Here is a 12,149-nt window from a genome sequence, read left to right on the forward strand (position 1 = left end):
CCTCCCCTGACTGCTACGCGATCTTGCGCTCCTGCTCGACCTCCACGACCTTCGCCGGCGGCAGTCCGATGCTGGGGTCGTGTCCCCGGAAGTTCTTCAGCCACCAGCTCCAGTCCTCGGGCACCAGTGAGAACGGGTCACCGTGGCCCAGCTCGCGCGCTGCCCACACCGGCCAGTGCGGGTTGGCCAGCGCCGGACGACCGAGCAACACGACGTCGATCTTGCCGTCACGGATCACGGCATCCGCGTTTTCGGGCACCCCCAGATTCCAGCTGCAGGTCACGGGGATATCCAGCTCGCGCTTGACACGCGCAGCCCGCTCGACCATGAACCCCATGTCACCGAAAGGCGGGTCCACCATGTCGTCGGTATTGAAGCCCAGGCTCACATCGGCCATGTCCAGGCCGTGTTCCTTCATCCATCCGATGGCGATCATGGATTCGTCGAACTGAACCCCGTCGGGGTGGTGGTCGTCCGAGCCCAACCGCATGGTGAGGGGGTACTTCTCCGGCCACACCTCACGCACCGCGTCGAGCGCCTCCAGGTGGAACCGTGCCCGGTTCTCCAGGCTTCCGCCGTACTGGTCGGTGCGCTGGTTCGCCAGTGGGGAGAAGAAGCTTGCCCCGAGATAGCCATGGGCGTAGTGCATCTCCAGCCATTCGTAGCCGGCTTCCGCAGCACGGACAGCTGCGTCGGCGTAGCTCTGGTGGATCGCCTTGATCTCGGGCACGGTGAGTTCGTGGACGGGGAACGAGTGGTCGCCGCCGTAGGGAATCGCCGACGGTGCAACACACTCCCAGCCGTCGGGATGGTCTGCCGGGAGCTGATGTCCGCCCTGCCACGGTGGGACTTCGCTGCCCTTGCGTCCGGTGTGACCCAGCTGAATGGCCGGGACCGATCCCATGTCCTTGATCATCGCCGTCACGCGCGCGTGACCCTCGATCTGGTCGTCGTCGTAGATCCCGGCGCAGCCAGGAGTCGTGCGACCGTCCGGCGTGATCGCAACTTGTTCCGGGAACACCATCCCGAATCCGCCTGCCGCGCGCGCACCGAGATACATCAGGTGAAAGTCGTTCATCTTCCCGTCGACGGAGCGATACATCGTCATCGGCGACATGGCGATTCGGTTTCGAAGCGTCACGCCTTTGAGCGTGAACGGGCTGAAGAGATCCGGCATGACAGTGGTCCTTTCCTTCGGTACCACTACCTCATCACCTGGCACGTTTCGACCGACTACACCGATGCTGCACGTCGGTGACAGTTTTCTCACCGACTCGCTCGCACGAGTGTGAGGCCCGATGTATGGTTTCCTATACGTATAGCGAACTATACCTACGATCGGAGCATTCAGGTGACACTCAAATGGATATCGGTCGCCGCTGTCGGCCTCGCCACTGCCTCGGCGACGGCATTACTGGCCTGGCTGGTCTCGCCCGTCGCCCCAGGAGTCGCGGCGGTGGTGTTCGGATTCACCGCGCTACCGTTCGGGGCGATGCTGGGCTGGATACTGATCATTGCACCGGTCACTGCCGACCAGACCTACACTTCGGGTGACAGCATCGAAAGCCATTGGACCACGGCGGCGTCCAGCGGCACCGCCACCGATCTTGTGACCGTCCTCGGCCTGACTCTGGCGGTGGTGGCCATCACCCGCGTCGATCCCCCGGCAACTCTGCTGCTGACGGGTCTGTTGCTGGCTGCGTTCGCATCGTTCACCGGCCGGTATGCGTTCGCGCGCTACCGAGCCCTGTCCGAATGAGGAACGACGTTCGACGGCGTCGCACCGAGAAGGGTTGGTCTCAAAGCGAACTGGCCGAACGGATCGACGTCACCCGCCTGACGATCATCTCCATCGAGAAGGAGCGATTCGACCCGAGCCTGCCCGTCGCCTTTCGCCTCGCCGCGGCCTTCGACTGCACCATCGAGCAGCTCTTCGAGCCGGACCCCACCTGAGGTCAGTTCACGAGCCCCTCGCTCTGCAGCCACTCGTATGCGACGTCCGACGGATCCTCGCCTTCGATATCGACCCGCCCGTTCAGCTCCTGCATCAGGTCGTCGGTCAAACGCCCCGACACCACCGCCAGCAGATCGGCGATCTCGGGATGCTGCTCCAGCACCGCATTGCGCACCACAGCGGTGCCGCTGTACGGCAGGAAGAATGCGCGATCATCTTGCAGCACGGTCAGATTCAGGTTCTTTATCCGGCCGTCGGTGGTATAAACCATACCGAAATTGCAGGGCGAACTGTCTGCGGTCGACGTGTACACGACACCGGCGTCCATGCGGGTGACGTTACTGGACGGCACCCCACCCGGCGCGTTCAGTCCGATCCCGTACGTGTCGAGCATCGGGCCGAAACCGTCCGAACGAGAGAAGAATTCGTCATCGACGCAGAATGTTCGGTCGGCCTCCGGGAGCTTCGCGACATCGGACAGAGTGGCGACGCCGAGTCGCTCGGCGGTGGCGGCAGATGCCGCGAACGCGTACGTGTCGTTGAAGTTGGCCGGAGGTAGCCAGTCGAGGTCGTACTCACTCTTCTCGATGTCACGAACGCGCTCCCACAACTCCTGCGGATCGCTGATCGTCTCGGTCTGGCTGTGATAATTGACCCAGCCGGTGCCGGTGTACTCCCACAGGATGTCTGCGTCGCCGTTGAGCTGCGCCTGTCTCGACGACGCCGACCCCGGCGCACCGGTCAAGTCGGTCACCTTCGCGCCCGCGGCGGCAAGGTATGTGGCCGTTATCTTCCCGAGGAGCACGCCCTCGGTGAAACTCTTGCTCGTCACCACCAGGGACGCGCCGTCGAGCGGCCTCGCACCGTCCGTAAGCGTGGTGCTCTCGAACGTTCCCGACGAGCTCACCAGACCGCAGCTAGCCAACGAGCCGGCGAGCGCCACAGCTCCAGCGGCGGCGAACAGACGGCGAATCATGCCACTCCTCTTGGGGTCGCGAACAATTCGACCACACGGCCGAGCCAGTCGATGATCAGTGCCAGCAGTGCAACGAGAACGGCACCGGAGATGAGCAACTTCGGCAAGAACAGCGTCGTGCCCGTCGTGATGAGCGTGCCGAGGCTGGACGCCCCGATGAACGTGCTCAACGTGGCGGTTCCGACCAGGATGACCAGCGCGGTGCGCACGCCGTTGAGGATCACCGGCACCGCCAGGGGAAGTTCCACCTGCACCAGGGTGCGAATCCCGGAGAACCCGATGCCGCGGGCCGCCTCGATCGTTCGCTGATCGACCTGCTGTATCCCGACGATCGTGTTCTGAAGGATCGGCAGAATTGCGTAGACGACCAAACCCACTACAGCGGTTCGGAATCCGGTTCCGAGCCACATCGTCAGCAGCACGATCAGACCGACTGCCGGAGCGGCCTGACCGATGTTGGCGAAGTTGACGGCCACCGGCCGAAGGTTCTTCGCTCGGTCCCGAGTGAGCAGAATGCCCAACGGTATTGCGATGACGACGACGATCACCGTGGCCGTCAATGTCAGAACGATGTGATCGACGATAGTGGTCTTCAGGTTGTCCCAGCCGAGCGATGCTTGTTCGGTGGTGGTCAGTGTCGTCGATCGATACCACAGGATGTAGCCGAGTCCGAGTACCACGATGACGATCGGCTCGAACCACACATCCAACGGGGCACGGCGCAGTCGATTCATGTTGCTGCGCCTTCGGTATGGGCCGAGTACGTGACGTGGCCGTCGCCGGATCGAGCGTCCGAGAGCTGCCCCCGGATGACGGCCATGACGGTGGCAATCGTCAATGCGCCGGTCACGGCACCTCGGCCGTCGGTGACGAGTACGCCGCCCTGACTGGCGGCCAACATCGAATCGAGAGCGTCGTTGAGCGTCGACGACGGTGCGACGGTGGGCAATCGCTCGTCGACGTAGTCGGTGATGCGGTCCTTGGTGGCCACTTCGTCGAGAGACGGCCAGGCTCGGGGGCGGCCGTGTTCGTCGATGACGACGATCCAGGTGGCACCCTGCGCCCGTGCGCGCGCGATGACCTCCAGCGAGTTGTCGCCGACCTTGGCGGTCACTACCGAATCGTGTTCCACGTCTTTGACCCTGGATAGTGTCAGGTGCGCCAGAGTGGCTCCTGAGCCGATGAATTCCTCGACGAACGGACTGGCCGGCTTGGCCAGGATTTCTTCCGGAGTCGCGTACTGCTCGATGTGACCACCCTCGGACAGAATCAATACCTTGTCGCCCAACTTCGTCGCTTCCTCGAAGTCGTGAGTGACGATGACGATCGTCTTCGCGAGCTCGTGCTGGATGGCAATGAGGCTGTCCTGCAGCCGAACCCTGGTGATCGGGTCCACGGCGCCGAAGGGCTCGTCCATCAACAGAACCGGCGGATCGGCAGCGAGCGCTCTCGCTACACCCACACGCTGTTGCTGTCCGCCCGACATGTCCTTGGGTAGGCGATCGCGGAAGTCGGAGACGTCGAGCCCCACCAGATCGAGCAGGTAGTCGGTTCTCTCCTCGATCTTCTTCGCGTCCCAACCCAGGACGCGCGGAATGGCTCCGACGTTCTTGGCGACCGACCAGTGCGGGAAGAGTCCGCCGGACTGGATGACGTACCCGATGGACTGGCGAAGCTTGTCCGGGTCCTCGCCGGTCACGTCACGGTCACCGATGAAGATACGGCCCTCGGTCGGTTCGATCAGTCGGTTGATCATCTTGAGCGTCGTCGTCTTACCGCAGCCGGACGGTCCCACGAACGCCACGATATGGCCGGCCTCGATCTCGAGGTCGATCTTCTGCACTGCCGGCTTGTTCTGACCCTTGTACTGCTTGACCACACCGTCGAGGCGAATGGAGGCACCGGTGACCGTCGGTCCGCCGGTCGTGTTGTCCGTCATGACAATCCCTTCGAGATGGTGAGGCGCCCGAGGAGGACGAGCAGGGCGTCGAACACCAGGGCGATGACGACGATGAGGACTGTTCCGGTCACTGCCATCTCGACGGAATTGGTCCCGCCCAGTCTCGACAGGCCGTTGAAGATGAGCGAACCGAGGCCGGGTCCGAGCACGTACGCGACGATGGCCGCGACGCCGACAACCATCTGCGTCGAGACGCGAATGCCGGTGAGAATGACCGGCCACGCCATGGGCAGCGAGACGGACACAAGGATGCGGCTGCGCGAGAAACCGATTCCCTTCGCCGACTCGATCACGGTGTCGGGGACGCCGCGCAGTCCGACGATGGCGTTACCGATCACGGGCATGGCCGCGAAGAACGCGAGCATGATGAACGAGGGCACTACCCCGAGGCCGAATGGCACGATGAGCAACGCGAGCAACGCCAAAGACGGAATCGTCAGCGCTACTCGGCTGGTCGTCAGCGTCAACGCCGAGAACAGCGGAAGACGATGGACTGCGATTGCGATGAGCACAGCCACGACCGTGCCCACCAGAACCGTCTGAAACGCCAGCGACGCATGTTGATAGGTCAGAAACGCGAGGGATTCACCCCGCCCCTGCAGATAACCCCATAGATCCACGAATTCCCTCTCGCCCGGCAGATCGGACGACGAGCGTAACCCGCATTTCCCGGGCCGAGTCGGGAAATATCACCGGCCCACCGGGCACCAAAGGCCGTGTAGGACATCGATCAGGGGCTTTATCTGCATGAACGACCCCGTGCACTACCCGGCACGGAATTAAAATCAGCTCGAGCAGAAGTCCTACTGCGAATACGAGCTGAGAAAATTGCCGAGACGTTCGAGCGCAGTGGCGAGATCGTCGACGTTGGGCAGAGTGACGAGTCGGAAGTGATCGGGCACATCCCAATTGAAGGCACGGCCGTGACTGACGAGAATTTTCTCCGACTCGAGGAGGTCGAGTACGAACTTCTCGTCGTCGACGATCCCGAAGCGGTCCGTGTCGAGTTTCGGGAACATGTACAGCGCACCCGCTGCTTGCACGCAGCTGATTCCGTCGATCGAGTTGAGCATGCGATGCGCGAGGTCACGTTGCGCCGTCAGCCGCCCGGCCGGAAGAAGGAGATCTTCGATCGACTGCCTGCCGCCGAGCGCAGTCTGTATTGCGTGCTGTGCCGGTACGTTTGCGCACATCCGCATGTTGGACAACAGGGTGATGCCCTCGATGAAACTCGCCGCACGTCGACGCGGCCCGGTTACCGTCAACCATCCGGCCCGAAATCCACACACCCGGTATGCCTTCGAGAGACCCGAATACGTCAAGCACAGAACATCTTTGCCGGTCAGAGTGGCGAGATTCGTCATCTCTGCACCGTCGTAGACGATCTTCTCGTAAATCTCGTCGGCGAGCAGTATCAGATCGTGCTCACGCGCCAGTTCGACGAACCGCTGGAGTGCCTCGCGCGGATACACCGCCCCCGTCGGGTTGTTCGGGTTGATCACCACGATCGCGCGGGTGCGAGGGGTGATCTTGGCTTCGAGATCCTCGAAGTCCGGGGCCCAGTCCTGACTCTCGTCGGCCAGGTAGTGGACGGGTGTGCCACCGGCGAGCGCCACCGATCCCGTCCACAGCGGGTAATCGGGCGACGGAATCAGAATCTCGTCCTCCGGGTTGCACAGAGCCTGCATCGTCATCGTGATCAGCTCGGAGACCCCGTTGCCGAGGTAGACGTTGCCGACGTCGAGATCCAGATCGGTCAATCCCTTGGTCTGGTAGTACTGCACCACCGCGGTGCGGGCGGAGAACAGGCCTCTGGAATCCGAGTAGCCCTGTGCGGTAGGCAGATTTCGGATCATGGCCATCATGATCTCGTCCGGTGCCTCGAACCCGAAGGGCGCAGGATTGCCGACGTTGAGGCGCAGGATGGTGTGTCCCTGCTCCTCGAGCTCCTCGGTCTTGTCCAGAATGCGTCCACGAATGTCGTAGCGAACATTCTCGAGCTTGCGCGCCTGATCGATCGATTTCGTCATTCCGAAAGTTCCTCCTGTCGAACGGACGGCGACATCCGGGTCCGGACCGCCACTGTTGCACATGCGATGACCGCTGCTCCACCCCCGACCACCGGCCACGTCAACCCCTCGCGCAGGATGATCGCGGCCCAGCAGATGGTGAGCACCGGTTGGATCAGCTGAATCTGGCTCACGCTCGACATGGGGCCGATGGCCAGGCCCCGATACCAGGCGAAGAACCCGAGGTACATGCTCACCACCGCCAGGTAGGCGAACGATGCCCACTCGGGTGCACCTGCTGTCGACGGCTGCTCCCACCACGAGAAAGCGGCCAACGCACCGGTCACCGGAACGCTCACCACCAGAGCCCACGAGACCGTCTGCCAGGCCCCGAGTTCGCGGGCCAGCAAGCCCCCTTCGGCGTAGCCCACCGCCGCTGCGACAACCGCCCCGAGGAGCAACAGGTCCGACCACCCGAGCCCGGCCGGCCGGCCGCCCCGAACGGCCGCAAATCCGATCGCGACGGCAGCGCCCACGGCTGCGACCAGCCAGAACATCGGCCGGACTCGTTGTCGTTCTCGTACTACCGCGACAACGGCGGTGGCCGCCGGGAGCAGTGCGATGACGACGGCGCTGTGACCGGCGGATGCCGTGGTGAGGGCATACGAGGTGAGCACCGGAAAGCCGATGACGACACCGGCCGCGATCACGGCCAGCCGACCCCACTGTCCACCCTGGGGGAGCCGTTGTCTCGTCGCTGCCAGCGCAACTGCCGCCAATGCGGCGGCGAACACGGCGCGCCCGGTACCGACGAACAGCGGTGACAGGCCTCCGGTGACGGCGATGCGAGTGAGCGGAACGGTGAACGAGAATGCAGTGACGCCTGCCAAGCCCCACAACAATCCGGAGCGCGATAGCGGGCTCGCACCGGAACGAGTAGCGCTACTATGCTGTGTCATGTCCGACGATAGCAGTTCACGGATTGTGGACGCATTGAAGCAGTGGATCGCGACCGCGCCCCCCGAGGCGAAGCTGCCGTCCACCCGCTCCCTGGTGGCCCAGCATTCGGCCAGTCCGGTCACGGTGCAGAAGGCGCTGCGCACCCTCACCGCGCAAGGCGTCATCGAAAGCCGCCCTGGTGTCGGCACATTCGTCAGAACCGTACGTACGGCGCGGCCCAACGACTACGGGTGGCAGACGGCGGCACTGGGAGCGCCGGGCAACCGACTGCAACTTCCGGCCGCCCTACAGTCCACGTCGAGCGATGTGATCGCACTGCATTCGGGCTATCCGGCTCGGGAGCTGTTGCCGGAGAGACTCGTTCACGCTGCATTCACTCGCGCATCCCGCACCGACGCGGTGATAGCTCGGCCCCCGACCGCCGGACTGCCCGAATTGCGGGCGTGGTTCGCAGCGGAGTTGGGGGCCTCCACGCCGCTGGGCGTCACTCCGCCGTCGGCGAGCGATGTCGTCATCATTCCCGGCAGCCAGACCGGCCTCAGTACCGCATTCCGGGCGCTCGTCGGCGCAGGCCGTCCGCTACTGATGGAATCGCCGACGTATTGGGGCGCGATTCTCGCTGCCACCCAGGCGGGCGTTCGCGTGGTACCGGTCCCCAGCGGAGTGCACGGTCCTGACCCCGATGCTCTGGCACAGGCGTTCGCGCGCAACGGCTCTCGGGCGTTCTATGCCCAACCCACGTTTGCCAGCCCGACCGGAGCCCATTGGTCGCCTGCGCTCGGCGAGCAGGTTCTCGACACTGTGCGACGGCACGGCGCATTCCTGATCGAGGACGACTCGGCCCACGATTTCGGCATCACTGCCGAGCCGAATCCATTGGCGGCACGGGACGACGCCGGGCATGTGGTGTACCTACGATCGCTCACCAAGACGGTGTCGCCGTCGGTTCGATTGGCAGGCTTGATCGCTCGCGGCCCCGCACACGAGCGAATCCTCGCAGACACCGGTGCCGAGTCGATGTACGTCAGCGGGATCCTGCAAACAGTCGCGCTGGACGTGGTGACGCAACCCGCCTGGCGTACCCATCTCCGGCATCTGCGCACACAATTGGCCTCTCGACGGGACTTGTTGGCGAACAGCCTGATCGAGTTCGCACCTCGCGGCCATCTCGATGCTGTGCCGCGCGGTGGGCTCAATCTGTGGATGCGCCTGCGCGACGACGTCGATCTGGAACAGATTGTGCAGCAATGCAAATCCGCCGGTGTCATCGTCGGGGCCGGAAGCGATTACTTTCCGGCCGAACCCACCGGCAAGTACCTTCGACTCAACTATGCCGGGCCCAACCCCGGCGAGTTCCCCGATGCTGCGCGCACGATCGGTTCCATCATCTGAGGCTGTGGGAAACATCCACGGCGAAGGTCGACTTGCGACCCCACACGAACCAGACCAGGGGACCGAGGAAGGGAAACGCCAGTACGACGAAGATCCACACTGCCCGCCCGGCGACGGTGTAGTTGGGGGAACGCATGATGCTGATCAGCGCGGCGATGAACAAGAACACCGCACCGAACGTCAGCACCAGAGCGATCACCAGGCCCAGGGTTCCCAATCCCACACCGAGCACCTGCTCGGTGGTCGACGGTTGCTGAGAAAGAAATGTTGCGACCTGCATGATGGTCCCTTCGCATTCAATGTTTCGTTGACCTGACCAACGCTACGAGTCGGTATTCGTCTGCACATCGGTCTGTGCGGGTATCTCGCTGTACATCCGAAGATGTACGCGGCCCTGACGAACACCAACCAGCTGGATCGACCCAGCAGCTAGATTGACCCGGTGAAGAAGGTCAAGAACGACTACACCGCGTGGATGGAACTGGGGCCGGGAGGACTTCCCTCCAATGTCGGTGGCTGGCTGATGACCACCGCACTGAGACCATTTGCGCGACGCGACGCACTTCGTGTCGACGGTACATCGGGTACCGGTCTCCACTGGCAGCTCGAACGTCGCCCTGGACCACGGCCGACGATCGCGCCGTACCCGATTCCCCATCGCCAGCTCAACGATCGGGGTACCAGTGCTCTGATCGAGCGGCTGATTGCTGCCGTCACCGCCGAGGCGTCGTCGGATGGACCGTTTCATCTGGAGCGCAGTCGATTCGAGCGTAGAGGGGAGGCGCTGTATCTATCCGATCTCCGTTCTGCTTCGCCCTGGATCTCCCGAACCAAAGGCGAAATCGTGCACGTACACGAGACCGAAGGTTCGTTGCACGTCGTACTGCAACCGGACGATGCGCAGACCGTCATATCCGCGGGGTGGGGTGAACTGCACCCGCTGGCAGGACGCCCCGTGTTCGGACTACCCGAGACTTACGTCTTCCTGTACGCACCGAGAGATTCCGACGACGCCGATCGAATCGAATCGATCATCCATCGCGCGACAGCGACTTCGACGAGGTGACCATGCGCTCCAGGGGATTCGCCTTCATCGCTGGATACATTCCTGAGCGCCACAACGTCGCCGCCGTAGACCTCGGTCGCCTTCTCGATTCGACCTTCATCCTGGCTGCGAAGTCTGCGGCGAAACTTTCTCGCGTACAACTGGATTCGATGACATCGATGCAGCGCGGATCGAGATCGCGAATCCGGCGGCCACTGACATCCAGGTGTGCCGCATCGTGAAGCAGCGCCGCCTCCGATCCCTCCGGTGTCGCGACGTCCATGTGCCGGGCTATCGCCTCGTGAACGATCTGGGCCGTTCGATCGTCGCCTTCGTGTCGGCGGACGAACTTTTCGGCTCGCTCGGCACCGATCAGTGCAAAGCATCCAGCCACCTGGTTCTGTTCTGCGCCGAGAGCTACGTCATGCAACAGGCACGCGATGTACAGCGCCTCAGAATCCGGCCGCAGACCATCGATGTCCGCAAATGCCGAGGCGTACTGCCAGCACCGCGCGCTGTGCATCAACACGGGCTCACTCAGACACTCCCTCGCCTCCTCGAGTGCGTCCCGGCACAGTCGCGAATCCGGAGCATCGACTGTGTGCCATGCAGCACCCGACGAACGTCGCCGAGGACCGAGCACGGTACCGGGCAACATCGCGAGTTGTTCTCGCACAGCCGCTCCCACGATTCGCGCACGACGGCCTACGCTCAGTTCACCGGGTTTCATCGGGCACCCCTTTCAAGTGGCGGAGCATGTCCGCCCGCGTGATCGCGAGCATCGCGTCGAGCATGGATCGATCGACGATGCGTCGTTGATGCAGTGACACAGCGCCGTTCATCGCCGCCCAGGCATTCAGAACCAATGCACGAGGGACGACGTCGGCTCCGGCATCCACCACCGCACGCGTCACCGAATCGATGAGTTCACCGAGTGCAGTATCGATCTTCGTCTTCGCCTCACCGACCGAGGCGGACTCGGACTTGTCCACATCCGTCAGCGCGAGCAGCCGCAGCGCCAGTGGATTGTCGCGGTGGAACGCGATGTATCGGTCGAGGAACTCGGCAACGACGTGCGTAGATTCGACCGCATCGATGGGGGCAGTCATCTGTTCAGCGTGGCTCTGGGCGGTTCGCCACGCCAGAGCGGCATACACGTCCACCTTGCCGGCGGGGAAGTTTGCGTAGATCGAGCTCACCGCCACATCGGCTGCGGTGGCGAGCATCTCGATCGTCGTTCCCCGATATCCGTGGCGCAGGAAGAGAGAGCGAGCGCCGTCGAGCACCGCGGTGTGTGTTCGACGCTTCCGCTTGTCGCTGGGGGTATCCAAGACCATGCACTTATCGTAGTCTGGTTCCGATAACGGAATCAAATTAGGATAGAGGAGAAGCTATGACAACCGAGGACGTACAGCTGCCGGACAGCGGAAGCGCGGCGATGGTCCACTTTCTGCCGCAGTCACCGTTCGTGCAGCAGCTGGGAATCGAGCTGATCGATATCGGCGAGGGCACCGCCCGGCTTCGGCTGTCGTACCGAGACGAACTGTCGACCGTGGGCCAGATGCTGCACGGAGGTGTGATCGCCGGCTGTATCGATCTCGGGATCATGACCGCAGCATGGGCCGGATCCGAAGTGCCCGAGAAGCTTCGGGGCGTCACGGTCTCCATGTCTGTGCAGTTCATGGAGCCGGTATATGCCGAGGGTGTCGATATCGTCGGTACTCGGATACACGCGGGTCGGAGCCTGAAGACGTGTCGAGTCGACATTGTCGGGACCGAATCCGGCCGCCTCGTCGCAACCGGCACGGGAACCTACAAAGTCGGCTGAACTCTGGGCAGAGACCGCAGAACAT

15 protein-coding genes are annotated in these 12,149 nt (G+C 63.2%); 5 read left to right on the forward strand and 10 right to left on the reverse strand.

What is annotated here, in order from left to right; genetic code table 11:
- Window positions 1–13 precede the first annotated feature (13 nt).
- Window positions 14–1,177 (reverse strand): NADH:flavin oxidoreductase/NADH oxidase, encoded by a 1,164-nt coding sequence (locus tag CH294_RS08885; protein WP_052058523.1) that lies wholly within the window; start codon window positions 1,175–1,177, stop codon window positions 14–16.
- Between the two features lie 174 nt (window positions 1,178–1,351).
- On the opposite strand from CH294_RS08885, the gene CH294_RS08890 reads away from it, so the two are divergent.
- Both CH294_RS08890 and CH294_RS08895 read left to right on the forward strand, forming a co-directional pair.
- Window positions 1,352–1,759, forward strand: coding sequence for a hypothetical protein (locus CH294_RS08890; RefSeq protein WP_094703330.1), 408 nt, complete (start codon window positions 1,352–1,354; stop codon window positions 1,757–1,759).
- Window positions 1,756–1,953, forward strand: coding sequence for a helix-turn-helix transcriptional regulator (locus CH294_RS08895; protein ID WP_037175057.1), 198 nt, complete (start codon window positions 1,756–1,758; stop codon window positions 1,951–1,953). Before CH294_RS08890 ends, CH294_RS08895 begins: the two co-directional genes overlap by 4 nt.
- 2 nt (window positions 1,954–1,955) lie before the next feature.
- On the opposite strand, the gene CH294_RS08900 is transcribed toward CH294_RS08895, so the two are convergent.
- The 6 genes from CH294_RS08900 to CH294_RS08925 all read right to left on the reverse strand — a co-directional run bounded on the left by CH294_RS08900 (window position 1,956) and on the right by CH294_RS08925 (window position 7,858).
- Complete coding sequence (locus tag CH294_RS08900; RefSeq protein ID WP_094737689.1) at window positions 1,956–2,930, reverse strand: glycine betaine ABC transporter substrate-binding protein; 975 nt, start codon at window positions 2,928–2,930, stop codon at window positions 1,956–1,958.
- Window positions 2,927–3,664: an ABC transporter permease gene (locus CH294_RS08905; RefSeq protein WP_037151991.1), complete on the reverse strand. Its 738-nt coding sequence runs from the start codon at window positions 3,662–3,664 to the stop codon at window positions 2,927–2,929. Before CH294_RS08905 ends, CH294_RS08900 begins: the two co-directional genes overlap by 4 nt.
- Window positions 3,661–4,869, reverse strand: coding sequence for an ABC transporter ATP-binding protein (locus CH294_RS08910; protein ID WP_094737690.1), 1,209 nt, complete (start codon window positions 4,867–4,869; stop codon window positions 3,661–3,663). Before CH294_RS08910 ends, CH294_RS08905 begins: the two co-directional genes overlap by 4 nt.
- Window positions 4,866–5,510: an ABC transporter permease gene (locus CH294_RS08915; protein ID WP_032378676.1), complete on the reverse strand. Its 645-nt coding sequence runs from the start codon at window positions 5,508–5,510 to the stop codon at window positions 4,866–4,868. Before CH294_RS08915 ends, CH294_RS08910 begins: the two co-directional genes overlap by 4 nt.
- A 183-nt stretch (window positions 5,511–5,693) precedes the next feature.
- Entirely contained in the window at window positions 5,694–6,920 is a 1,227-nt protein-coding gene (locus CH294_RS08920; protein ID WP_094737691.1) for a pyridoxal phosphate-dependent aminotransferase, read from the reverse strand.
- Window positions 6,917–7,858, reverse strand: a complete 942-nt coding sequence (locus CH294_RS08925) for a DMT family transporter (RefSeq protein WP_094737692.1) — start codon at window positions 7,856–7,858, stop codon at window positions 6,917–6,919. Before CH294_RS08925 ends, CH294_RS08920 begins: the two co-directional genes overlap by 4 nt.
- On the opposite strand from CH294_RS08925, the gene CH294_RS08930 reads away from it, so the two are divergent.
- The gene (locus CH294_RS08930; protein ID WP_094737693.1) at window positions 7,857–9,251 is read left to right on the forward strand and encodes a PLP-dependent aminotransferase family protein; all 1,395 of its coding nucleotides are present in this window, start codon (window positions 7,857–7,859) and stop codon (window positions 9,249–9,251) included. The genes CH294_RS08925 and CH294_RS08930 overlap by 2 nt on opposite strands.
- Here CH294_RS08930 and CH294_RS08935 read toward each other — a convergent pair.
- Window positions 9,244–9,531, reverse strand: a complete 288-nt coding sequence (locus CH294_RS08935; RefSeq protein WP_037152001.1) for a PLD nuclease N-terminal domain-containing protein — start codon at window positions 9,529–9,531, stop codon at window positions 9,244–9,246. The two genes, CH294_RS08930 and CH294_RS08935, sit on opposite strands and share 8 nt — an antisense overlap.
- Before the next feature lie 162 nt (window positions 9,532–9,693).
- On the opposite strand from CH294_RS08935, the gene CH294_RS08940 reads away from it, so the two are divergent.
- Window positions 9,694–10,317, forward strand: coding sequence for a luciferase family protein (locus CH294_RS08940; RefSeq protein WP_094737694.1), 624 nt, complete (start codon window positions 9,694–9,696; stop codon window positions 10,315–10,317).
- Here CH294_RS08940 and CH294_RS08945 read toward each other — a convergent pair.
- Window positions 10,283–10,972: an HD domain-containing protein gene (locus CH294_RS08945; RefSeq protein WP_170944652.1), complete on the reverse strand. Its 690-nt coding sequence runs from the start codon at window positions 10,970–10,972 to the stop codon at window positions 10,283–10,285. The genes CH294_RS08940 and CH294_RS08945 overlap by 35 nt on opposite strands.
- Before the next feature lie 40 nt (window positions 10,973–11,012).
- Window positions 11,013–11,633: a TetR/AcrR family transcriptional regulator gene (locus tag CH294_RS08950; RefSeq protein WP_094737696.1), complete on the reverse strand. Its 621-nt coding sequence runs from the start codon at window positions 11,631–11,633 to the stop codon at window positions 11,013–11,015.
- Between the two features lie 56 nt (window positions 11,634–11,689).
- Between CH294_RS08950 and CH294_RS08955 the strand changes: the two genes are divergently transcribed.
- Window positions 11,690–12,124, forward strand: a complete 435-nt coding sequence (locus CH294_RS08955; RefSeq protein WP_094737697.1) for a PaaI family thioesterase — start codon at window positions 11,690–11,692, stop codon at window positions 12,122–12,124.
- Window positions 12,125–12,149 lie beyond the last annotated feature (25 nt).

Source organism: Rhodococcus sp. 14-2483-1-1 (assembly GCF_002259335.1).
Lineage (GTDB): Bacteria > Actinomycetota > Actinomycetes > Mycobacteriales > Mycobacteriaceae > Rhodococcoides.

Coding starts and splice junctions, on each gene's coding strand:
- CH294_RS08955 (WP_094737697.1), top strand. CDS start 11,690: ATGACAACCGAGGACGTACAGCTGCCGGACAGCGGAAGCGCGGCGATG.
- CH294_RS08895 (WP_037175057.1), top strand. CDS start 1,756: ATGAGGAACGACGTTCGACGGCGTCGCACCGAGAAGGGTTGGTCTCAA.
- CH294_RS08935 (WP_037152001.1), bottom strand. CDS start 9,531: ATGCAGGTCGCAACATTTCTTTCTCAGCAACCGTCGACCACCGAGCAG.
- CH294_RS08910 (WP_094737690.1), bottom strand. CDS start 4,869: ATGACGGACAACACGACCGGCGGACCGACGGTCACCGGTGCCTCCATT.
- CH294_RS08885 (WP_052058523.1), bottom strand. CDS start 1,177: ATGCCGGATCTCTTCAGCCCGTTCACGCTCAAAGGCGTGACGCTTCGA.
- CH294_RS08925 (WP_094737692.1), bottom strand. CDS start 7,858: ATGACACAGCATAGTAGCGCTACTCGTTCCGGTGCGAGCCCGCTATCG.
- CH294_RS08930 (WP_094737693.1), top strand. CDS start 7,857: ATGTCCGACGATAGCAGTTCACGGATTGTGGACGCATTGAAGCAGTGG.
- CH294_RS08920 (WP_094737691.1), bottom strand. CDS start 6,920: ATGACGAAATCGATCGATCAGGCGCGCAAGCTCGAGAATGTTCGCTAC.
- CH294_RS08905 (WP_037151991.1), bottom strand. CDS start 3,664: ATGAATCGACTGCGCCGTGCCCCGTTGGATGTGTGGTTCGAGCCGATC.
- CH294_RS08900 (WP_094737689.1), bottom strand. CDS start 2,930: ATGATTCGCCGTCTGTTCGCCGCCGCTGGAGCTGTGGCGCTCGCCGGC.
- CH294_RS08950 (WP_094737696.1), bottom strand. CDS start 11,633: ATGGTCTTGGATACCCCCAGCGACAAGCGGAAGCGTCGAACACACACC.